The following is a 21,383-nucleotide window of genomic DNA, read 5'->3' as shown; positions in this document are numbered from 1 at the left end:
CGCGCTCGATCGGCCTGCGTGCCGAGCCGATCCTGCCGGGCGTGCGCGCGGTCGGCGACGTTGCCCGCAGGATCATGAACAACGAGGCGGTGCGAGGTTGCACCGCCTCGTTGTCGTTCGACGTCGACCGGCAGATCGGTGCGCATGGCGTCGCCCGGGATGCCGCCGCGCTCGTGGACAGGCACGATCGTGCGCACGAGTATCGCTATCGGCGGCATTGAAAAAGCCAATTGGGGGATGTCCGCCCGAGCGCCTAGATTACACAGCACGATGCCGGCGGCAGGATTCGTGCTGGGTGCATCGTTCCCCATAATCGCTGATTCGGTCCGGCGCGTCGGCGCGCCGGCACGCACGGAGGCGCAGATGGCTCAGCTCAAAGGCAGCAAAACCGAAGAGAACCTGAAATATGCGTTCGCGGGCGAATCGCAAGCGAACCGGCGCTACCTGTATTTCGCATCGAAGGCCGACGTCGAAGGCCAGAACGACATCGCCGCGCTGTTCCGCTCGACCGCCGAAGGCGAGACCGGCCACGCGCACGGCCACCTGGAATATCTCGAAGCGGTCGGCGATCCGGCAACCGGGCTGCCGTTCGGTTCGTCGCGGCTGAACCTGCAATCGGCGATTGCCGGCGAGACGCACGAGTACACCGACATGTATCCGGGCATGGCGAAGACCGCCCGAGAGGAAGGCTTCGACGAAATCGCGAACTGGTTCGAGACGCTGGCGAAGGCCGAACGCAGCCACGCAAACCGGTATACGAAGGCGCTCGACGCGCTCGTCGACTGAGCCGCACGGCGGGGCCTGCCCGCCATGCGCCTGACGTTCGCCGCCACCTCGCCGCGCCACCCGCGCCGCCGCGTGCATCGCGCGGGCGGCGTGCGCGTGTGCGCGTCACCGTTGCGCTGGAGCGCCACATGCCACACAAGGAAGGCAGTCTCGAAGCCCCGACCCGGCATCCGCTCGACTGGCAGTCCGACGCGTTCTACGACCAGGCCGCGATCGACGCCGAGATGACCCGCGTGTTCGACATCTGCGCGGGCTGCCGGCGCTGCGTGTCGCTGTGCGGCGCGTTTCCGTCGTTGTTCGACCTCGTCGACGAGACGCCGACCGGCGACCTCCACGAAGTGCCGAAGGCGGCGTTCGGCGATGTGGTCGACCAGTGCTACCTGTGCGACCTCTGCTACATGACGAAATGCCCGTATGTGCCGCCGCATGCGTGGAACGTCGATTTCCCGCACCTGATGCTGCGCGGCAAGGCGGCGCGCTACCGGCGCGGCGAGGTGAAGCTGCGCGACAAGGTGCTGTCGAACACCGATGCGCTCGGCCATTTCGCGGGCATTCCGATCGTCACGCAGGCGGTCAACGCGGTGAACCGCACGCCGCCCGCGCGCCACGCGCTCGAAGCGGCGCTCGGCGTCGACCGCCACGCGTGGCTGCCCGAATTCGCGCCGCGCAAGTTCCGCCGCGCGGCGTCGCGCTCGGCCGGCCATCCGGTGCGCGACGGCGAGCGCACGCCCGGCAAGGTCGCGATCTACGCCACCTGCTACGTGAATTTCAACGAGCCGGGCATCGGCCACGACCTGCTCGCGATCCTCGCGCACAACGACATTCCGTACGAGCTCGTGTCGAGCGAGGCGTGCTGCGGGATGCCGCTGCTCGAACAGGGCAATCTCGCCGGCGTCGCCGCGAAGAAGGCCGACAACATTCCGGTGCTCGAGCGCTACGCGCGCGAAGGCTATGCGCTGATCGGCGCGATCCCGAGCTGCGTGCTGATGTACAAGAGCGAGCTGCCGCTGATGTTCCCTGACGACGCGGCCGTGCGCGCGGTCGCCGATGCATTCTGGGATCCGTTCGAATATGTGATCGCGCGGCATCGCGACGGCCTGCTGAAGACCGACTTCAAGACCGGCCTCGGCACCGTGTCGTATCACGTGCCGTGTCACGCGCGCGTGCAGAACATCGGCCGCAAGACTGCCGACGTGCTGTCGCTCGTGCCCGATACGCGCGTGCACGTGGTCGAGCGCTGCTCGGGGCATGCGGGCACGTTCGGCGTGAAGAAGGAATTCCATGCGGACGCGATGCGCATCGGCGGGCCCGTGTTCAAGGCGATGGCGGAACCGAAGCCGGATGTCGTGTCGTCCGACTGCGCGCTCGCGGGTCATCACATCGTGCAGGGCATCGGCGAGGCCGGGCTCGCCGATGCGCCGCTCGCGCATCCGCTCACGCTGCTGCGCCGCGCGTACGGCATTTGAACCCGATCGGCCAAGAGGGACACTCCATGACGCTCGACCGCGATTCCCTGCTGACGCTCGAGGCCTACGCGAAGATCCGCCGCTCCGAACACGCGCGGCTCATCGCGCACAAGCGGCAGCGCGCGGTGCAGCTCGGCAATCACCTGCGCTTCCTGTTCGAGGACGAGACGACGATCCGCTACCAGGTCCAGGAGATGCTGCACATCGAGAAGATTTTCGACGAGGCGGGCATCGAGAGCGAGCTGGACGCATACCGGCCGCTGGTGCCCGACGGCACCAACCTGAAGGCGACGATGCAGATCGAATACGAGCACGACGCCGAGCGGCGCGCGGCGCTGGCGCGGCTGATCGGCGTCGAGGATCGCGTGTACCTGCAGGTCGACGGCCACGCGCCGGTCTATGCGATCGCAGACGAGGATCTCGACCGCGAGACGGACGAGAAGACGTCCGCGGTGCACTTCGTCCGCTTCGAACTCGGCGCGCCGATGCGCGACGCGCTCAGGCAGGGCGCCGCGCTGTCGATCGGCTGCGATCACCCGGGCTACGCGGTGCCGGCGCAACGCATCGACGACGCCGTCGCGGCGTCGCTCGTGAGCGATCTGCGTTAGCCGCTGCGCACGCCGTGCGCATCCGCCGACACACTCCGTTGGCACAACGATGAATTCGGCTCGCGCCGCTCGCCGAAAATTGACCTGAATCAAATGAACTGAAGAAAGGCGTCCGGCCTGCGCGCGTGTCCGGCGAGCATAGGCGCCGCGGCATCGCACGGCGCCTGCGCCGTCAGGCATGATTCGTCGCGCGGCGCCACCGTCGAAACATGTTGCAACATGGCGTTACATACCGCCATTCGCAACGCGTTCGTGCTGCGTCACACCCTTGTCACTGTCCGCAGAGAAACAATATAAAGATTGTACGTAGAGAAAAGTCTAATGATTGGCATTCGAATGAATTACCGATCGGAAAATATCTTTTTGAGAAATTTTCCATGAATTACCGATTGCGATCACGCAATTCGGTGAATGTTACTGACAAGGACTGGGACGGCCCGGAAGCCTGATAGAAACGACAGGGGTGTGACCCTCTCAAACCCTCTACAGGCGGGGCTTTCCGGTGCATCGAATAAAGATTTCGTAAAAAAATTCGAGCATAAATGGATCGCGCATCGATGCCATGTTGTTTCAGTACGTAACATAAAGTCATTGTCATATTGAGATAAACCCTAGGGATGGTATGCTTCGTGCACAAAAATTCCCGCAATGGAGTGAGACCGGGATTTGTGCGTCATTGCCGGGACGCGCGGCACCGCGTTAGTGCGGAATCGCGCCGGCATGCACAACCGGATAACCCTAATGTGCAACCTGGCCGCCCCGCGAGCGATCGCGAAGGCGCCGCCAATCGCAGCCCGGCCTGGCTGCGTGGAGAGATCTACTATGTTCTTCGATGAGCTTAACGATGAAGAGTGGGTTCGTCTTTCGACGCTGATCGCCGATGAACCGATCCGGCTGAATCGTCGTGGGCGCCCGCGCGCGGAACCGCGCGTCGTCGCCAACGCGGTGCTCTGGATTCTGACGACCGGCGAAGCATGGTCGAAGCTGCCCGGACGCTATCCGTCCGGGCCCACCTGCCGCCGCCGCTACGAGGAGTGGCTCGCGAGCGGGACGCTGCTGCAGATGATCGACGTGCTGACCCAGTTCAGCGGGCGCACGTTCGCCTATGTGCCGCCGCCGCCCGTGCCGGTCGCGCCGACGCATCGCGCCGAACCGGCGCCGGAAAACGATCGCCTGCGCGGCGTGTTCTGGCAGAACCCCGAATCGTGGCAATTGCCGGTTTCGCAAGCAAACGTTTGGCGTGGCGACGATGCGGCGCTGGCCGTGTCGTCGCGCGGCGAAACCGCCGGGTCGGCCACGTCGGCATTCAACGTGCCGGGCGCCGCGCCGGCCGCGCACGAGCGTCATCCGCGCGCGACGGCCGCGAGCTTTTCGGCGTCCGAGCCGCAGGTCGACGAGTATCGCGGCTACACGATCCTCGGCATCGCGCAGCCCGTGCAGAACCTGATGTATCGCGCGTGGGCGGAGATCGCGCAGGACGATCGGCGCGTCGAGCGCTCCGGCCTGATCGGCCCGCGTTTCACCGACGCCGAGGAAGCGGAGCACTTCGCGCTCGAATGGGCGCGGCAGTGGATCGACCGGCACGGCGCGAGCCACGAGCCGGCGTGCGAGCCGCAAAGCGTGCCGGTGCTGGCGGGCCTTTCCGCGCTCGCGCGCGCGGAATCGGACATCAAGCGCTTCATCGCCGAGCGCCGCTCGACGTCGCTGGCCGATGGCCGCAACGATCCGGTGCAGGCCGAGCGGCGCGAGTTCGTGTATCGCGTGGGTTGAGCCGCGTAAGCCAGGTGTCGCGCGCGCCGCGCGCGAAGCCGTAACGAACAAGGGCGCCGTCGTCGACGGCGCCCTTGTTCATCCGGCAGTCGTAGCCGTCACTGGCGTCCGTACGTATCGTCGAAGCGCACGATGTCGTCCTCGCCGAGATACGAGCCCGACTGCACCTCGATCAGTTCGAGCGGCATCTTGCCCGGGTTTTCCAGGCGGTGCGACACGCCGAGCGGGATGTAGGTCGATTCGTTTTCCGACAGCAGGAACGTGTCGTCGCCGCGCGTGATGCGCGCGGTGCCGCGCACGACGATCCAGTGCTCGGCGCGGTGATGATGCATCTGCAGCGACAGCCGCGCGCCGGGCTTCACGACGATGCGCTTCACCTGGAAGCGCTCGCCCATGTCGACCGAATCGTAATGGCCCCACGGGCGATGCACCTTGCGGTGATCGGTCGCTTCCGCGCCGCGCTCCGCCTTGATGCGGCCGACGATCTTCTTCACGTCCTGCACGCGCGACTTGTCGGCGACGAGCACCGCGTCGGGCGTCTCGACGACGACGAGGTTCTGCGTGCCGACGCACGCGACGAGCCGGCCTTCCGAATGCGCGAACGTCGATTCGGCGTCCTCGAACAGCACGTGGCCGCGGCCGACGTTGTCCGCGCTGTCCTTCGGCAGGATCTGCCAGATCGCGTCCCACGAACCGACGTCCGACCAGCCCGCGTCGAGCGGCACGACGACGCTTTCGCACACGGACGGCAGGTTCGCGAGCGGCTCCATCACCGCGTAGTCGATCGAGTTCGACGGCGACGCGGCGAACGCGTCGCGGTCGACGCGGAAGAAATCGCCGTCGGCCTCGCCCTGCGCGATCGCCTGTTCGCATGCGGCATGCATCGCCGGCTCGAAATGGCGGATCGCGTTCAGCCATACCGACGCACGCACGATGAAGATGCCGCTGTTCCACCAGTATTCGCCGGATTCCACGTACTGCTGAGCGAGTTCGAGGTGCGGCTTTTCGACGAAGCGGTCGAGGCGCCGCACGTCGAGGCCGCCGGCCTCGGCATGGCCGAGCGACTGGCCGACGCGGATGTAGCCGTAACCGGTCTCTGCGTGGTCCGGCACGATGCCGAGCGTCGCGATCCGGCCTTGCGCGGCACTGCGCACGCCGGCGGCGACCGCCGCATGAAAGCGCGGATGGTCGGCCACCGCGTGGTCGGCCGGCATCACGGTCATCACCGCGTCGTTGCCGCCCGCGACGATGCGCAGCGCGGCGAGCGTCAGCGCGGGCGCGGTGTCGCGGCCGAGCGGCTCGAGCACGATCGACGCGCGCTTGCCGGTGGCGCGCAGCTGTTCGGCGGTCGTGAAGCGATGGTCCTCGCCGCAGACGATCAGCACTTCGTCGCTCACCGGATGGCCGGTCGCGAGGCCGTCGAGGCGGCATGCGGTGGCCTGCAGCAGCGAATGTTCGCCGAGCAGCCCGATCAGCTGTTTCGGATAGTGCTCGCGCGACATCGGCCACAAGCGCGTGCCGGAGCCGCCGGCGAGGATCACCGGCTGCACCGCGACGCGCGAGCCGGCAGGCGCGGCGGCGGAAGAGGATGAGCGCGTATCGGCTGTCACGGCCGGAGCATTCATGATGGCACTCCATGATTGATGTCAGTGCCTGTCGTTGTAGCATGAAGTAAATCGACAATAAAACCGTGCGGCTCGTGCACTATTCAGTCGAGATTCGCATCGCGAAATTTTTCCATGCACCGGATCGCGCAAATAAAAAATTAAAAAATAATTCGGCATGATCCCGCGCGACGCCCGCCCTGCAAGGGTCGGAAGACGGCGGCGCGTGCCGGTAATCCGGTGAATATCCGCCCGGTCCGGGAAAAGATGCCGATATAAATCGCTCTCCGGTGCGCAAGAATTGCCGATTATTTTTCGAAATACTTGTGCGCTTGAGGCGCCAATTTCTTACCGCTTCAATAGCGTCATGCAACGTTTGAATCGAATGTGCGGCAGGGGCCGCGCAAGGAGCAGTTCGGCAAACGCCTGTTCAAAGAGGAAGCGAACATGTTGAGCGTGCTGGCGAGAATCATCGATATCGCGATGGTCGTGGCGGGGGCCGTGATCGCCGCCGCGCTGCACGACGGGCGCAGCGTCTGGCTCGACGACCTGCAGCGCACGATGGTGCTGTTCGACTGCGTGCTCGTCGTCGTGTTCTTCCCGGCGTTCGGGATCTACCAGTCGTGGCGCGGCAAGCGGCTGGTCGCGCTGATGGGGCGCGTCGCGTTCGCGTGGCTCGTGGTCGAGCTCGCGGGCATCCTGATGAGCTTCAGCTTCCATCAGTCGGGCGACCTGTCGCGCCTGTGGCTCGGCTACTGGGGGCTCGCGACGGTGGCGCTGCTCGCGGCATCGAAGGCCGGCGTGCATGCGGTGCTGCGGCAGCTGCGGCGCGGCGGCTTCAACCATCGCGACGTCGCGATCGTCGGCGATGCGCCGGCGACGCGGCGGCTGATCGCGCAGATGCGCGCCCGCCCGGAAGCCGGCTTCAACCCGGTGTGCGTGTACGACGAAAGCGCGCCGGCCGGCGAGGCGACGCTCGACGGCGTGACGATCGAACGCAGCTTCGATGCGCTGGAGCGGCTCGTGCGCAGCCGCGCGATTCGCGAGCTGTGGCTCGCGCTGCCGATTTCGGAGGAGCCGCAGATCAGCCGGATCGTGCGGGTGTTCCGCCACGACTTCGTGAACATCCGCTTCATCCCGGACGTGCGCAGCCTGTCGTTCTTCAACCAGGAAGTGGTCGAGCTGCTCGGCGTGCCGGCGATCAACCTCGCGGCGTCGCCGATCACCGACGTGCGGATCATGCCGAAGTTCGTGTTCGACCGGCTGTTCGCGCTGGCGGCGCTTACGGCGCTCGCGCCGGTGATGCTCGCGATCGCGTGCCTGATCAAGCTGACGTCGCACGGGCCCGTGTTCTTCCGGCAGAAGCGCAAGGGCATCGACGGCAACGAGTTCGAGATCTACAAGTTCCGCTCGATGAAGGTGCATCAGGAAACGGCGGGCAAGGTCACGCAGGCGACGAAGAACGATGCGCGCGTGACGCCGGTCGGCCGCTTCCTGCGCCGCACGAGCCTCGACGAGCTGCCGCAGTTCATCAACGTGCTGAAGGGCGAGATGTCCGTCGTCGGCCCGCGCCCGCATGCGCTCGCGCACGACGACATCTACAAGGATCTGGTGAAGGGCTACATGTTCCGCTACCGGATCAAGCCCGGCATCACGGGCTGGGCGCAGGTCAACGGCTTTCGCGGCGAGACCGACCAGGTCGAGAAGATGATGGGGCGCGTGAAGCTCGATCTCTACTACATGCAGAACTGGTCGTTCTGGCTCGACATCAAGATCGTCGCGCTGACGCTGTGGAAAGGCTTTACCGGCAGCAACGCGTACTGAGCGCGGCTGCTTCATCCGGTTTCCGGTTTTCGAATCACTGGTCAAGAGGTCGACACATCATGAATCTGACTATCATCGGCAGCGGTTACGTAGGTCTCGTCACCGGCGCCTGCCTCGCCGACATCGGGCACGACGTGTTCTGCCTCGACGTCGATCAGCGCAAGATCGACATCCTCAACGACGGCGGCGTGCCGATCCACGAACCGGGCCTCAAGGAAATCATCGCGCGCAACCGCTCCGCGGGCCGCCTGCGCTTCTCGACCGACATCGAGGCCGCGGTCGCGCACGGCGACGTGCAGTTCATCGCGGTCGGCACGCCGCCCGACGAGGACGGCTCCGCCGACCTGCAATACGTGCTCGCCGCCGCGCGCAACATCGGCCGCCATATGACGGGCTTCAAGGTGGTGGTCGACAAGTCGACCGTGCCGGTCGGCACCGCCGAGCGCGTGCGCGCGGCGATCGCGGACGAACTCGCGAAGCGCGGCGAGGCACAGATGTTCTCGGTCGTGTCGAATCCGGAATTCCTGAAGGAAGGCGCGGCGGTGGACGATTTCACGCGGCCGGACCGCATCGTGATCGGCTGCGACGACGACGTGCCGGGCGAGCGCGCGCGCGAGCTGATGAAGAAGCTGTACGCACCGTTCAACCGCAACCACGAGCGCACGCTGTACATGGACGTGCGCTCGGCCGAGTTCACGAAGTACGCGGCGAACGCGATGCTGGCCACGCGCATCTCGTTCATGAACGAGCTCGCAAACCTCGCCGACCGCTTCGGCGCGGACATCGAGGCCGTGCGGCGCGGGATCGGCTCCGACCCGCGCATCGGCTACCACTTCCTGTATGCGGGCTGCGGCTACGGCGGCTCGTGCTTCCCGAAGGACGTCGAGGCGCTGATCCGCACCGCGGACGAGCACGGCCAGTCGCTGGAGATCCTGAAGGCGGTGTCGTCGGTGAACGCCGCGCAAAAGCGCGTGCTCGCCGAGAAGATCGTCGCGCGCTTCGGCGAGGACCTGACGGGCCGCACGTTCGGCATCTGGGGCCTCGCGTTCAAGCCGAACACCGACGACATGCGCGAGGCGCCGAGCCGCGCGCTGATCGCCGAGCTGCTGTCGCGCGGCGCGCGCGTCACCGCATACGACCCGGTCGCGCAGCGCGAGGCGCAGCGCGTGATCGCGCTCGATCTCGCGAGCCACCCGAGCTGGCTCGAGCGCCTCGCGTATGCGGACGACGAATCGCAGGTCGCGCGCGACGCCGATGCGCTGGTGGTCGTCACCGAATGGAAGGCGTTCAAGAGCCCGGACTTCGCCGCGCTCGGCCGGCTGTGGAAGTCGCCGGTGATCTTCGACGGCCGCAACCTGTACGAGCCGGAGACGATGACCGAGCAGGGCATCGAATATCACCCGATCGGCCGTCCGGGCTCGCGCCAGGCCGTCGCCGCACGCGTTCCGGGCGCCGCGCGCGCGAACGCGTAAGGGCCGGATACACGCCATGTTCCGAAACATCCTGATCGTCTGCCACGCCAACGTGTGCCGCAGCCCGGCGGCCGAAATGCTGTTCAAGTCGCATGCCGCGGTGCGCGGCGGCCCGCGCGTGGCGTTCCACTCGGCGGGCGTCGACGCGAACGTCGGCGAAGGCATCGATCCGGTGATGCGCCGGCTGCTCGCCGAGCGGGGCGTCGACGCGACGACGCACCGCTCGCGGCGGCTCACGCGCAACCTCGTGCGCGAAGCCGACCTGATCCTCGTCAGCGAGCGCACGCAGATCGCGGCGGTCGAATCGGTCGACCCGTTCTCGCGCGGCAAGGTGCACCTGCTCGGCAAGTGGGAAGACGCCGAAATCGCCGATCCGCATGGCGGCCCCGAGGCCGACTATCGCGAAAGCTACTCACAGATCGAACGCCTGGTTCAAGGATGGCTGCAAAAACTATGCTGAATCGTACGCTGCGCCCCGTGGCGCTCGCCGTTGCGCTGACGACCTTCCTGTCGGCCTGCGCGACCGCGCCGGGCAACTATCTCGATGCGTCGCGCCTGAAGGAAGAGGAGCGCCAGACGCCGACCGAGACCTACCCGGTCCACTACATCGACGCGAAGCTGATCATGGATCAGCTCCAGCAGCAGCAACAGATGTCGCACCCGCTGCCGCCGTCGCGTTTCACCGATCCGTCGCAATACGTCTATCACATCGGGCCGCAGGACATCCTCGGCGTGACGGTGTGGGACCACCCCGAGCTGACGACGCCGCAGGGCCAGTCGTTCTCGAGCGGCGGCAACACGACGCAGACGGTGGCCGGCGCGCTGCAGCAGCCGTATACGTCCGCGCTGCCGGGCCAGGCCGATCCGTACGGCCAGACGGTCGGCGTCGACGGCACGATCTTCTTCCCGTTCGTCGGCCGCGTGCGCGTGGCGGGCAAGACGGTGATGCAGGTGCGTGAAGAACTCGCCACCGGCCTCGCGCGCTACGTGAAGAACCCGCAGCTCGACGTGCGCGTGCTGTCGTACCGCAGCCAGAAGGTGCAGGTGACGGGCGAGGTGAAGCAGCCGGGCCCGCTCGCGCTGTCCGACGTGCCGCTCACGCTGGTCGACTCGATCTCGCGCTCGGGCGGCTCGACCGGCGAGGCCGACCTGCAGCGCGTGCGCCTGACGCGCGGCGGCAAGCTCTACACGCTCGACGCGAACGGCGTGCTCGATCGCGGCGATATCACGCAGAACGTGATGCTGCAGCCGGGCGACATCGTCAACGTGCCGGACCGCAGCGACAGCCGCGTGTACATCATGGGCGAGGTGAAGACGCCGGTCGCGGTGCCGATGATGAAGGGCCGGCTGTCGATCGCCGACGCGCTGACGTCCGGCGGCGGCATCCTCGACACCGACGCGAACCCGCGCAAGATCTACGTGATGCGCGGGATGCGCGACAACCCGACCAAGCCGGAAGTGTTCCGCCTCGACATGACGCAGCCTGACGCGCTGATGCTGTCGAGCCGCTTCCAGCTGCAGCCGCTCGACGTCGTCTACGTGAGCACGGCGAGCTCGGTGCAGTTCAACCGCGTGCTGCAGCAGGTGCTGCCGACGATCCAGACGATCTTCTTCATGAAGCAGATCACGCGCTGACGCAGCGCGGGGCGGCTATTCGCCGGGGCGGCATGCGCGCCCCGGCACCACTCAACCGGGAACGAATGGTGAACACGCAAGCGAAACATACCTACGCGGGCCTGGCGGTCAAGACCGAGGAAGAGGACGTCGTCCTCGGCCAGTTGCTCCAGGTGATCCTCGACGACATCTGGCTGCTGCTCGGCATCGCGGCGACCGTGATCGCGCTTGCCGGCGTGTACTGCTACATCGCGAAGCCGGTGTACCAGGCCGACGTGCACGTGCGGGTCGAAAGCAACGACAACACGTCGCAGGCGCTGACCCAGACGCAGACGGGCGCGGTGATCAACAGCGGCCCGCAGCAGGCGCCGACCGATTCGGAAATCGAGATCATCAAGAGCCGCGGCGTCGTCACGCCGGTGGTCGAGCAGTTCAAGCTGAACTTCTCGGTTACGCCGAAGACATTCCCGCTGCTCGGCAGCCTCGCCGCGCGGCTCGCGAGCCCGGGCGACCCGGCGAAGCCGTGGCTCGGCCTGCAGTCGTACGCGTGGGGCGGCGAAGTCGCGGACCTCGACGGGATCACCGTCGTGCCGGCGCTCGAAGGCAAGAAGCTGACGCTGACCGCGGGGCCGAACGGCACCTACTCGCTCGCCGACCAGAACGGCGGGCGGCTGCTCAGCGGCCGCGTCGGCGAATCCGCGCAGGGCGGCGGCGTGACGCTCACGGTGACGAAGCTGGTCGCGCGCCCGGGCACGCAGTTCACGGTGGTGCGCCAGAACGACCTGGACGCGATCACCGGGTTCCAGACGGGCATCCAGGTGTCCGAGCAGGGCAAGCAGACGGGCGTCGTGCAGATCTCGCTCGAAGGCAAGGATCCGGACATGACCGCGGCGATCGCCAACGCGCTCGCGCAGTCGTACCTGAACCAGCACGTGGTCGCGAAGCAGGCCGAGGCGACCAAGATGCTCGACTTCCTGAAGGGCGAGGAACCGCGCCTGAAGTCGGACCTCGAGCGCGCCGAAGCCGCGCTGACCCAGTACCAGCGCACGTCGGGCTCGATCAACGCGAGCGACGAGGCGAAGGTCTACCTCGAGGGCAGCGTGCAGTACGAACAGCAGATCGCCGCGCAGCGCCTGCAGCTGGCGTCGCTCGGGCAGCGCTTCACCGATTCGCATCCGCTCGTGATCGCCGCGAAGCAGCAGCTCGGCCAGCTTCAGGCCGAGAAGGACAAGTTCTCGAACCGTTTCCGCAGCCTGCCGGCCACCGAGGTGAAGGCGGTGCAGCTGCAGCGCGACGCGAAGGTCGCCGAGGACATCTACGTGCTGCTGCTGAACCGCGTGCAGGAGCTGTCGGTGCAGAAGGCGGGGACGGGCGGCAACATCCACCTCGTCGATTCCGCGCTGCGCCCGGGCGCCCCGATCAAGCCGAAGAAGGTGCTGATCCTGTCGGCCGCGGTGTTCCTCGGGCTGATCCTCGGCACGGGCGTCGTGTTCCTGCGCCGCAACCTGTTCCAGGGCATCGAGGATCCGGACCGCGTCGAGCGCACGTTCAACCTGCCGCTGTACGGGCTCGTGCCGGAAAGCGCCGAGCAGGTGCGGCTCGACGCGCAGGCCGCGAAGAGCGGCAACCGCACCCGGCCGATCCTCGCGAGCCTGCGCCCGAAGGACCTGAGCGTCGAAAGCCTGCGCAGCCTGCGCACCGCGCTGCAGTTCGCGCTGATGGACGCGAAGAACCGCGTGATCGTGCTGACCGGCCCGACGCCGGGCATCGGCAAGAGCTTCCTGACGGTCAACCTCGCGGTGCTGCTCGCGCACTCCGGCAAGCGCGTGCTGCTGATCGACGCGGACATGCGGCGCGGCGTGCTCGAGCGCTACTTCGGCCTGACCGCGCAGCCGGGCCTGTCCGAGCTGCTGAGCGACCAGTCGGCGCTCGAGGATGCGATCCGCGAGACGCCGGTGCAGAACCTGTCGTTCATCGCGGCCGGCACGCGCCCGCCGAACCCGTCCGAGCTGCTGATGTCGACGCGCCTGCCGCAATACCTCGAAGGCCTCGGCAAGCGCTACGACGTCGTGCTGGTGGATTCGCCGCCGGTGCTCGCGGTGACCGACGCGACGATCATCGGCCGCATGGCGGGCGCGGCGTTCCTGGTGCTGCGCTCGGGCATGCACACCGAAAGCGAGATCGCCGATGCGATCAAGCGGCTGCGCACCGCGGGCGTCGATCTGGAAGGCGGCATCTTCAACGGCGTGCCGCCGAAGACGCGCGGCTACGGCCGCGGCTATGCGGCCGTCCACGAATACCTGAGCGCCTGACCGGCAATGCATGGGACCGGCGCCGGCGCTGAAGCGCCCGCGCCGGTCGACAGGAGAAAACCGAAGATGAAGATTTCCGTGCTCGTTCCGACCTACCGGCGTCCGGCCGACCTGGCGCGCTGCCTGCAGGCGCTGCAGCGCCAGGCGCGGGCGCCCGACGAGGTGATCGTCGTCGCGCGCCCGGAAGACGATGCGACGCACGAGCGCCTCGCCGACCCGTCGGTCGGCGGCGCGCTGCCGCTGCAGGTGGTGCCGGTGGACGTGCCGGGGCAGGTCGCCGCGCTGAACAAGGGGCTCGACTCGGCGCACGGCGACATCGTCGCGATCACCGACGACGACGCCGCGCCGCGCCCCGACTGGCTCGCGCGCGTCGAGGCGGCGTTCGAGGCCGATCCGCGCGTGGGCGCGGTCGGCGGGCGCGACTGGGTCCACGAGAAAGGCCGCGTGCTCGACGAATCGCGCGAGCGCGTCGGCCAGCTCACGCTGTCCGGCAAGATCGTCGGCAATCATCACCTCGGCGTCGGCGGCGCGCGCGAAGTCGACATGCTGAAGGGCGCCAACATGAGCTACCGCCGCGCCGCGATCGAACGGCTGCGCTTCGACACGCGGCTGCGCGGCGCCGGCGCGCAGGTGCACAACGACATGGCGTTCAGCATGCGCGTGCAGCGCGACGGCTGGAAGCTCGTGTACGACCCGGCGATCGCGGTCGATCATTTTCCGGCCGAGCGCTTCGACGACGACCGGCGCGATGCCGCGTCGCTGAACGCGATCAGCAACGGCGCGTACAACCTGCACCTGATCCTGCGCGAGCACCTGCCGCTGGTGCGGCGCGAGATCGCGTGGTGGTGGTGGACGCTGGTCGGCACGCGCGTCTATCCGGGCCTTGCGCACCTGCTGCTGGCGCTGCCCGCCGCGCGGCGCGAGCGCGTGCGCGAGCACTGGCGCGCGGTGCGCCGCGGCGCCCGCGACGCGCGCCGCGCCAACCTTGCCCCCCACCGCGCGGCGATGCCGCCGGTGACGTCTTGAACGGGCTGCGCGCACGACGCGCGGCCGCCCCCGGAGGGCTCGCATGACCGCAACGAAAGTTCATGTTCATCTGTTTTACGGCGCCGATCCGCGCACGTACCGCAAGGGCGACGACATCGGCTGCCTGTACGGCTATCACCACGCGGAGTCGGACGAATTCCGGCTCAGCTATTCGCAGGACGCGCGCGAGAACCGCGTCGTCAGCCTCGCGCGCCGCGCGCTGAAGGCGGGGCTCGGTTTCGACGTCGTGCATGCGTGGCGCAATCGCGCGGCGCTGCTGAACACCGACGTGATCTGGACGCACACCGAGCAGGAACACCTCGCCGCCGCGCTGCTGCTCAAGCTCGCGGGCGCGCAGGGCAAACGCCCGCTGCTGCTCGCGCAAAGCGTGTGGCTGTACGACAAGTGGGCGAGCTACGGCTGGCTGCGGCGCTGGCTGTATCGCAAGCTGCTCGCGCGCGCCGACGTGCTGACGACGCTCGCGCGCGACAACGCGGAGCTGTGCCGCCGCTACCTGCAGCGCGATGCGCAGTTCGTGCTTTACGGGCTGAACACGCAGGATTTCCCGATCGGCGATCCGCGGCAGTGGCTGCCGAACCGGCCGCTGCGCATCGCGGCGATCGGCAACGACCGCGACCGCGACTGGCGCACCTTCCTCGCCGCGTTCGGCGGCGACGCGCGCTACGAGGTGCGGCTCGCGACGCGCCGCCGCGTGCCGCGCGAGTGGCACGCGCCGAACGTGACGATCGGCTCGGCGTCGGGGCTTGCCAAGCAGCACGAACTGTATGCATGGGCCGACCTGATCGTCGTGCCGCTGCGGCCGAACCATCATGCGTCGGGCATCACGGTGATGCTCGAGGCGGCCGCGGTCGGCAAGCCGATGATCGTGTCCGACGTCGGCGGGCTGCGCGACTACTTCCCGCACGACGCGGCCGCCTACGTGCCGCCGTTCGACGCGCAGGCGCTGCGCGAGGCGGCCGACCGCTTCGCGGCCGACCCGAGCTTCGCGCTGGCGACCGCGCGGGCCGCCGCCGCGCGCCTGCGCGAGCAGGACCTGACGACGCAGGCATTTGCCGCGCAGCACGTGCGGATCACCCGCGAGCTGCTGCGCCGGCACCGCACGCCGGCGCCGGCCGGCGCGGCGCTGCCGCTCGCGGATTCCCGGCCGTCGTCGCGATGAGCGCGGGTGTCATGAATACGTCGATTGCCGCCGCGCCGCCCGCGGGCCGCGCGCGCCGCTGGTTCGCCGAACCGAAGCACTGGGCCGGGCAGGCCGGGCTGTGGACCGTCACGGCCGTGCTGATCGCCGCGCACCAGGGCACGCTGCTGACGCTCGCGTTCCCGGCGCTGGCGATCGCGGTGGGCCTGTGGCTGTATTTCAAGAGCCCGGCGCGCTACGTCGGCTTCATGTGGTGGGTGTGGTTCCTGAGCCCCGAGGTGCGCCGTCTCGCCGACTGGTCGAAGGGCGCGTTCACGCCGACCAGCCTGATCCAGGTCGCGCCGCTCGCGGTGACGATGATCTGCGCGCTCGGCCTGGTGCGCCATTACCGCGCGCTCGCGCAGCGGCGCGGGATTCCGGTGCTGCTGATCCTGTTCGGGCTCGGCTATGCGTATCTGGTCGGCATCGTGTCGAGCGGCCTGATGGCGGCGACCTACGACCTCGCGAACTGGCTGTATCCGGTGCTGATCGGCTTTCACATCATGGTCCACGCGCGCGACTATCCCGAGTACCGCGACGTGCTGCTGTCCACCTTCATGTGGGGCATGCTCGTGATGGGCCTGTACGGGGTCGTGCAGTACTTCGTGATGCCGCAATGGGACGTGCTGTGGATGGTCGGCTCGCAGATGGGCTCGCAGGGCGAGCCGGTGCCGTACGGCGTGCGCGTGTTCAGCACGATGAACTCGTCGGGGCCGTTCGCGTTCGCGATGATGGGCGCGCTCGTGTTCGTGCTCGCGGCGCCGCAGAAAATCCGCTGGGTGGCGGGGGCGGCCGGCTTCATTTCGTTCGCGCTGTGTCTGGTGCGCTCGACGTGGGGCGGCTGGGTGATCGCGCTGGCGATCCAGCTCGTGCAGTCGAACAACCGCGTGCGGATGCGGATTCTCGTCAGCGGGCTCGTGCTGGCCGGGCTGTGCGTGCCGTTGCTGACCGTCGGGCCGGTGGCCGACCGGCTCGGCGCGCGCCTGCAGTCGATCACGAACCTGAAGGACGACCGCAGCTACGACGACCGCAACAAGTTCTACGCAACCTTCGCGGAGACGGCGTTCACCGACGTCGCCGGCGAAGGGATGGGCGCGACCGGCGCGTCGACCAAGCTGTCGAGCGACAGCGGCGAGCTCGGCAAGTACGGCAGCTTCGACAGCGGCGTGATGAACGTGCCGTTCGTGCTCGGCTGGCCCGGCACGCTGCTGTATCTGGCGGGCGTCGTGATGCTGCTCGGCCGCACGCTGCGCGCGGCGTTCAAGCTGCGCAAGGACAAGTTCGTCGGCGCCTGCCTGAGCCTGTGCCTGTCGGTGTTCGCGATGCTCGTGTTCACGAACTCGCTGATCGGCACCGGCGGGCTGCTGCTGTTTACCGCCATTTTTTCAATACTTTCCGCGGCGCACTGGCAGAAGACCCAGCGCCAGGTGGCCGCCGCGCGTCAACGGGGAGCCGACCATTGAGAATCGCGATCGTCACGCACGTCGTGCGTCATAACGACGGGCAGGGCCGCGTCAACTACGAAATCGCGCGCGCGGCGCTGGCCGAGAACTACGAGGTGACGCTCGTCGCGTCGCATGTCGCGCCCGAGCTGCTGGCCGACCACCGGGTGCGCTGGGTGCCGGTGAAGGTCGGCCGCTTCTGGCCGTCGAACCTCGTCAGGCAGCAGGTGTTCGCGCTGAAGAGCGCGTGGTGGCTGCGCACGCATCGCGCCGACTACGACGTGCTGCACGTGAACGGCTTCATCTCGTGGATCAAGGCCGACGTGAACACCGCGCACTTCGTGCACGGCGGCTGGTTCAAGAGCCCGTACTACCCGTTCGGGCCGGCCAAGGGCCTGTGGTCCGCGTACCAGTACGTGTACACGCGCGTGAACACCACGCTCGAACGCTGGGCATACCGGCGCTCGCGCGCGATCACCGCGGTGTCGCAGAAGGTCGCCGATGAAATCGCCGGGCTCGGCATCGACGCCGGCAAGATCAGCGTGATCTACAACGGCGTGGACGGCGGCGCGTTCGCGCACGCGCTGCCCGACCGCGCGGCGTTCAAGCTGCCCGCCGACGCGTTCCTGCTGCTGTTCGTCGGCGACCTGCGCACGCCGCGCAAGAACCTCGGCACCGTGCTGAAGGCGCTCGCGAAGCTGCCCGGCAACGTGCACCTGGCGGTGGCCGGCTACCTGCCGGGCAGCCCGTATCCGGACGAGGCGCGCGCGCTCGGGCTGGCGGGGCGCGTGCATTTCCTCGGGCTCGTCAAGAACATGCCGACGCTGATGCGCTCGGCCGACGCCTACGTGTTTCCGTCGCGCTACGAGGCGATGAGCCTGTCGCTGCTCGAGGCGATGGCGGCCGGCCTGCCGGTCGTCACCGCGCGCACGGCGGGCGGCGCCGAGATCATCACGCGCGAGTGCGGGATCGTGCTCGACGATCCCGACGATCCGGCCGCGCTCGCGCAGGCGATCGGCTCTCTCGCGGCGTCGCGCGACACCTGCCGCGCGATGGGCGCCGCGGCGAGCGAACTGATGACCCGTTTCGGCTGGGCGCACATGGGCGCCCAGTACATTGCGCTTTACCGGCGCATCGGCCAACCCTCGCAGCCGAGCGCCTTCGAGCGCGTCGAGCATGCGGTCACGCAGGAGCAATCGTGATGTCTCTTTCCCCCCGGCCGATCAAATCGCTGCAAATCGGCATGCACTGGTTTCCCGAACGCGCGGGCGGCCTCGACCGGATGTACTACTCGCTCGTCGGCGCGCTGCCCGGCGCGGGCGTCGCGGTGCGCGGGCTCGTCGCGGGCTCCGAGCAGGTGGCGAGCGACACCGGCGGCGCGATCCGCGGTTTCGGCCCGGCCGAGCAGCCGCTCGCGCGCCGCATGCTCGCCGCACGCCGCGCGCTGCGCGACACGATCCGCACCGAGCGGCCCGACGTGATCTCGTCGCATTTCGCGCTGTACACGTTCCCGGGCCTCGACGTCACGCGCGGGATCCCGCAGGTCTCGCATTTCCAGGGGCCGTGGGCCGACGAGAGCCAGGTCGAAGGCGCCGCGTCGCTCGGGCAGCGCGCGAAGCGCTATCTCGAGCAGGCCGTCTACGCGCGCTCGTCGCGGCTGATCGTGCTGTCGCAGGCGTTCGGCCAGATCCTGACGAGCCGCTACGACATCGATCCGGAGCGGGTGCGCGTGATTCCCGGCTGCGTCGACACCGCGCAGTTCGACACGCCGCTCACGCCCGGCGAGGCGCGGCACCGGCTGCAGCTGCCGCAGGATCGGCCGATCGTGCTCGCGGTGCGGCGGCTCGTGCGGCGCATGGGCCTCGAGGATCTGATCGACGCGATCGGCCGCGTGAAGCAGCGCCACCCGGACGTGCTGCTGCTGATCGCCGGCAAGGGCAAGCTCGCCGAGGAGCTGCAGGCCCGCATCGACGCGGAGGGGCTGCAGAACAACGTGAAGCTGCTCGGCTTCGTGCCCGACCAGCATCTCGCGGCGCTGTACCGCGCGGCGACGGTCAGCGTCGTGCCGACGGTCGCGCTCGAAGGCTTCGGGCTGATCACCGTCGAGTCGCTCGCATCGGGCACGCCGGTGCTGGTCACGCCGGTGGGCGGCCTGCCGGAGGCGGTCGCGGGGCTGTCCGGCGACCTGGTGCTGCCCGCCACCGGCGCGGACGCGATCGCGGACGGGCTGGGCGCGGCGCTGTCGGGCGCGATCACGCTGCCCGACGAACTGGCGTGCAAGCGCTATGCGCGCGATCACTTCGACAATGCCGTGATCGCGCGGCGGGTCGCGGGCGTCTACGACGAGGCGATCCAGGCCGGTTGAGCGTGCCGCGTCAGCGCGCGCGCTTGCGCGTCGCCGCCCAGAACGCGAGCGCGGCGGCGCTCACCGCCGCGCCGAGCACGCAGACGCCGGTCCAGCCGGCGCGCGCATACACCAGCGTCGACGCGATCGCGCCGACGCCGCTGCCGACCGAATAGAACAGCATGTAGCAGCCGACCAGCCGCGCATGCGCGTTCGCATCCGGCTGCGCGTCGAAGATCAGGCTCTGGTTGACGACGTGAATCGCCTGCCCGCCGATGTCGAGCAGGATCACGCCGACGATCAGCAGCGCAATCGACGAAGGCGTGAACGCGAGCGGCAGCCACGACACCACGAGCAGCACCAGCGCCGCGCCCGTCGTCGCCTGCCCGAGGCCGCGGTCGGCGAGCCGCCCCGCGCGCGCGGCCGCCGCCGCGCCCAGCGCGCCGACGAGGCCGAGCGCGCCGATACCCGTATGCGACATGGCGTGCGGCGGCGCGCTGAGCGGCAGCACCATCGCGCTCCAGAAAATGCCGAGCGCCGCGAACATCAGCAGCGCGAGCGTGCCGCGCACCTGCAGCATGCGGTCGTGGCGCAGCAGCGCGCCCATCGACGCCAGCAGCGCCGCATAGCCGATGCGCGCGCGCGGCGCACCCGTATCGGGCAACAGCCGCAGCAGCACGACCAGCATCGCGATCGCGAGCGCCCCCGACACGAGATACACCGCGCGCCAGCCGGCGAGATCGGTCACGAGCCCCGCCAGCGAGCGCGCAGCCAGCAGGCCGATCACGACGCCGCCCTGCGCGGCGCCCACCACGCGGCCGCGCTCGCCCGCGCCCGCGAGCGTCGCCGAGCACGCGATCAGGCCCTGGGTCATCGCAGTGCCGAGCAGCCCGACGCCGGCCATCGCGGCGAGCAATTCGAGCCGCGACGACGAAGCGGCCACGCCCGCGCATGCGGCCGCCAGCAGCACCAGTTGCACGGCGATCAGCCGTTTGCGGTTCAGCAGGTCGCCGAGCGGCACGACGAACAGCAGCGCGAGCGCGCAGCCGAGCTGCGTCGCGGTGATCACGCCGCCCACCTCGGCATGCGCGATGCCGAAGTCGCGCGCGACCGCATCGAGCAGCGGCTGCGCGTAATAGACGTTCGCGACGCTCGCCGCGCAGCACACGGCCAGCAGCGCGATGCGGGCGGTCGACAGCCGGCCGCCTGCATCGGCCGTGTTCGCCGCATGGGTCGCGTTCGCCGAATTCCAGGATGAATCCATCGTTGTTCCTCACGCCAACTGGTTGCAAATTGAAAGTTGTTGGAGTGTAGGAAAAGAAATTTTAAAATGCAACTTGTTGGGGTGCGGGCGGCTGCCCGCGCGGCGTTTGCCGGAGTCGCCACGGTGGCGGCCGGCACGATAGCGGAGGGGAAGATGGCCAAACAGAAAAGTCTCGCGGATTCACCGTGCCCGGTGGCGCGCGCGACCGACATCGTCGGCGACCGGTGGGCGCTGCTGATCGTGCGCGACGCATTCGACGGCGTGTGCCGCTTCGGCGATTTCCGCGCGAGCCTCGGCGTCGCGAGCAACATCCTGTCGGACCGGCTCAGGATGCTGGTGGAGGCAGGGATATTCAAGGCCGTCCCTGCGTCGGACGGCACCGCGTACCAGGAGTACGTGCTGACGAAGCAGGGCGAGGGGCTGTTTCCGGTGATCGTGCTGCTGCGCCAGTGGAGCGAGGCGAACCTGTTCGCGCGCGGCGAGCCGCATTCGGTGCTGATCGACCGCAAGACCGGCAGGGCGGTCCGCAAGCAGGCGCTGCGGCGCGAGGACGGCAGCGCGGTGAAGGCGGCGGAAACCGTCGTCAGGAAGGTCGGGGGCGACGGCGCGGCAATCGCGCGGTGAATCCGGCCGGCCGGGGCAGGCGGGCGCCC

The 21,383-nt window shown here is 68.5% G+C and carries 18 protein-coding genes; 16 read left to right on the top strand and 2 right to left on the bottom strand.

Features of this window, described 5'->3' with window-relative positions:
• Positions 1-74 precede the first annotated feature (74 nt).
• The 5 genes from ABFO07_RS25715 (at position 75) to ABFO07_RS25695 (ending at position 4,630) form a co-directional block, all read left to right on the top strand.
• A complete protein-coding gene (locus ABFO07_RS25715) occupies positions 75-221 on the top strand; it encodes a hypothetical protein (RefSeq protein ID WP_155629770.1) in 147 nt (48 codons plus the stop codon).
• 142 nt (positions 222-363) lie between these two features.
• The gene (locus ABFO07_RS25710; protein ID WP_010089086.1) at positions 364-786 is read left to right on the top strand and encodes a rubrerythrin family protein; all 423 of its coding nucleotides are present in this window, start codon (positions 364-366) and stop codon (positions 784-786) included.
• Positions 787-914: 128 nt separating this feature from the next.
• A complete protein-coding gene (locus tag ABFO07_RS25705) occupies positions 915-2,252 on the top strand; it encodes a heterodisulfide reductase-related iron-sulfur binding cluster (protein WP_347468771.1) in 1,338 nt (445 codons plus the stop codon).
• Between the two features lie 26 nt (positions 2,253-2,278).
• Entirely contained in the window at positions 2,279-2,860 is a 582-nt protein-coding gene (locus tag ABFO07_RS25700; protein ID WP_059566189.1) for a DUF3501 family protein, read from the top strand.
• A gap of 822 nt (positions 2,861-3,682) precedes the next feature.
• A complete protein-coding gene (locus ABFO07_RS25695; RefSeq protein WP_059566188.1) occupies positions 3,683-4,630 on the top strand; it encodes a transposase in 948 nt (315 codons plus the stop codon).
• Between the two features lie 98 nt (positions 4,631-4,728).
• On the opposite strand, the gene ABFO07_RS25690 is transcribed toward ABFO07_RS25695, so the two are convergent.
• Positions 4,729-6,255: a mannose-1-phosphate guanylyltransferase/mannose-6-phosphate isomerase gene (locus tag ABFO07_RS25690; RefSeq protein ID WP_059808805.1), complete on the bottom strand. Its 1,527-nt coding sequence runs from the start codon at positions 6,253-6,255 to the stop codon at positions 4,729-4,731.
• Between the two features lie 426 nt (positions 6,256-6,681).
• On the opposite strand from ABFO07_RS25690, the gene ABFO07_RS25685 reads away from it, so the two are divergent.
• The 10 genes from ABFO07_RS25685 (at position 6,682) to ABFO07_RS25640 (ending at position 19,487) form a co-directional block, all read left to right on the top strand.
• A complete protein-coding gene (locus tag ABFO07_RS25685) occupies positions 6,682-8,058 on the top strand; it encodes an undecaprenyl-phosphate glucose phosphotransferase (RefSeq protein ID WP_059566226.1) in 1,377 nt (458 codons plus the stop codon).
• 59 nt (positions 8,059-8,117) lie between these two features.
• Positions 8,118-9,530, top strand: a complete 1,413-nt coding sequence (locus ABFO07_RS25680) for a UDP-glucose dehydrogenase family protein (protein ID WP_059566186.1) — start codon at positions 8,118-8,120, stop codon at positions 9,528-9,530.
• Positions 9,531-9,546: 16 nt separating this feature from the next.
• Positions 9,547-9,990 (top strand): low molecular weight protein-tyrosine-phosphatase, encoded by a 444-nt coding sequence (locus ABFO07_RS25675; protein WP_059566185.1) that lies wholly within the window; start codon positions 9,547-9,549, stop codon positions 9,988-9,990.
• Positions 9,984-11,165, top strand: coding sequence for a polysaccharide biosynthesis/export family protein (locus tag ABFO07_RS25670; RefSeq protein ID WP_059566184.1), 1,182 nt, complete (start codon positions 9,984-9,986; stop codon positions 11,163-11,165). Before ABFO07_RS25675 ends, ABFO07_RS25670 begins: the two co-directional genes overlap by 7 nt.
• Before the next feature lie 65 nt (positions 11,166-11,230).
• Positions 11,231-13,456, top strand: a complete 2,226-nt coding sequence (locus tag ABFO07_RS25665; protein WP_059884374.1) for a polysaccharide biosynthesis tyrosine autokinase — start codon at positions 11,231-11,233, stop codon at positions 13,454-13,456.
• A 66-nt stretch (positions 13,457-13,522) separates the two neighbouring features.
• Positions 13,523-14,482, top strand: a complete 960-nt coding sequence (locus ABFO07_RS25660; protein ID WP_059963163.1) for a glycosyltransferase family 2 protein — start codon at positions 13,523-13,525, stop codon at positions 14,480-14,482.
• A 43-nt stretch (positions 14,483-14,525) separates the two neighbouring features.
• Positions 14,526-15,662, top strand: a complete 1,137-nt coding sequence (locus ABFO07_RS25655; protein WP_059884373.1) for a glycosyltransferase family 4 protein — start codon at positions 14,526-14,528, stop codon at positions 15,660-15,662.
• Between the two features lie 11 nt (positions 15,663-15,673).
• Positions 15,674-17,143, top strand: a complete 1,470-nt coding sequence (locus tag ABFO07_RS25650; RefSeq protein ID WP_059884372.1) for an O-antigen ligase family protein — start codon at positions 15,674-15,676, stop codon at positions 17,141-17,143.
• Positions 17,140-18,324, top strand: coding sequence for a glycosyltransferase family 4 protein (locus tag ABFO07_RS25645; RefSeq protein WP_059884371.1), 1,185 nt, complete (start codon positions 17,140-17,142; stop codon positions 18,322-18,324). The genes ABFO07_RS25650 and ABFO07_RS25645 overlap by 4 nt, the downstream gene beginning before the upstream one ends.
• Complete coding sequence (locus ABFO07_RS25640) at positions 18,324-19,487, top strand: glycosyltransferase family 4 protein (RefSeq protein WP_059808782.1); 1,164 nt, start codon at positions 18,324-18,326, stop codon at positions 19,485-19,487. The genes ABFO07_RS25645 and ABFO07_RS25640 overlap by 1 nt, the downstream gene beginning before the upstream one ends.
• A 10-nt stretch (positions 19,488-19,497) precedes the next feature.
• On the opposite strand, the gene ABFO07_RS25635 is transcribed toward ABFO07_RS25640, so the two are convergent.
• Positions 19,498-20,730, bottom strand: coding sequence for an MFS transporter (locus tag ABFO07_RS25635; RefSeq protein ID WP_347468767.1), 1,233 nt, complete (start codon positions 20,728-20,730; stop codon positions 19,498-19,500).
• A gap of 153 nt (positions 20,731-20,883) precedes the next feature.
• Between ABFO07_RS25635 and ABFO07_RS25630 the strand changes: the two genes are divergently transcribed.
• On the top strand, positions 20,884-21,354 hold the full coding sequence (locus ABFO07_RS25630; protein ID WP_347468766.1) for a winged helix-turn-helix transcriptional regulator: 471 nt from the start codon (positions 20,884-20,886) through the stop codon (positions 21,352-21,354).
• Positions 21,355-21,383: the final 29 nt, after the last annotated feature.

It is taken from the genome of Burkholderia stagnalis (assembly GCF_039848545.1).
GTDB classification, from domain to species: domain Bacteria; phylum Pseudomonadota; class Gammaproteobacteria; order Burkholderiales; family Burkholderiaceae; genus Burkholderia; species Burkholderia stagnalis.
This window is presented reverse-complemented; position numbering and strand designations above follow the sequence as displayed.

What these genes read in the sequence shown, in the direction of transcription:
- ABFO07_RS25650 (WP_059884372.1), top strand. Translation starts at nt 15,674, where the DNA reads ATGAATACGTCGATTGCCGCCGCGCCGCCCGCGGGCCGCGCGCGCCGC.
- ABFO07_RS25675 (WP_059566185.1), top strand. Translation starts at nt 9,547, where the DNA reads ATGTTCCGAAACATCCTGATCGTCTGCCACGCCAACGTGTGCCGCAGC.
- ABFO07_RS25630 (WP_347468766.1), top strand. Translation starts at nt 20,884, where the DNA reads ATGGCCAAACAGAAAAGTCTCGCGGATTCACCGTGCCCGGTGGCGCGC.
- ABFO07_RS25665 (WP_059884374.1), top strand. Translation starts at nt 11,231, where the DNA reads ATGGTGAACACGCAAGCGAAACATACCTACGCGGGCCTGGCGGTCAAG.
- ABFO07_RS25695 (WP_059566188.1), top strand. Translation starts at nt 3,683, where the DNA reads ATGTTCTTCGATGAGCTTAACGATGAAGAGTGGGTTCGTCTTTCGACG.
- ABFO07_RS25710 (WP_010089086.1), top strand. Translation starts at nt 364, where the DNA reads ATGGCTCAGCTCAAAGGCAGCAAAACCGAAGAGAACCTGAAATATGCG.
- ABFO07_RS25690 (WP_059808805.1), bottom strand. Translation starts at nt 6,255, where the DNA reads ATGAATGCTCCGGCCGTGACAGCCGATACGCGCTCATCCTCTTCCGCC.
- ABFO07_RS25685 (WP_059566226.1), top strand. Translation starts at nt 6,682, where the DNA reads ATGTTGAGCGTGCTGGCGAGAATCATCGATATCGCGATGGTCGTGGCG.
- ABFO07_RS25700 (WP_059566189.1), top strand. Translation starts at nt 2,279, where the DNA reads ATGACGCTCGACCGCGATTCCCTGCTGACGCTCGAGGCCTACGCGAAG.
- ABFO07_RS25635 (WP_347468767.1), bottom strand. Translation starts at nt 20,730, where the DNA reads ATGGATTCATCCTGGAATTCGGCGAACGCGACCCATGCGGCGAACACG.
- ABFO07_RS25640 (WP_059808782.1), top strand. Translation starts at nt 18,324, where the DNA reads ATGTCTCTTTCCCCCCGGCCGATCAAATCGCTGCAAATCGGCATGCAC.
- ABFO07_RS25660 (WP_059963163.1), top strand. Translation starts at nt 13,523, where the DNA reads ATGAAGATTTCCGTGCTCGTTCCGACCTACCGGCGTCCGGCCGACCTG.
- ABFO07_RS25655 (WP_059884373.1), top strand. Translation starts at nt 14,526, where the DNA reads ATGACCGCAACGAAAGTTCATGTTCATCTGTTTTACGGCGCCGATCCG.
- ABFO07_RS25715 (WP_155629770.1), top strand. Translation starts at nt 75, where the DNA reads ATGAACAACGAGGCGGTGCGAGGTTGCACCGCCTCGTTGTCGTTCGAC.
- ABFO07_RS25705 (WP_347468771.1), top strand. Translation starts at nt 915, where the DNA reads ATGCCACACAAGGAAGGCAGTCTCGAAGCCCCGACCCGGCATCCGCTC.
- ABFO07_RS25670 (WP_059566184.1), top strand. Translation starts at nt 9,984, where the DNA reads ATGCTGAATCGTACGCTGCGCCCCGTGGCGCTCGCCGTTGCGCTGACG.
- ABFO07_RS25680 (WP_059566186.1), top strand. Translation starts at nt 8,118, where the DNA reads ATGAATCTGACTATCATCGGCAGCGGTTACGTAGGTCTCGTCACCGGC.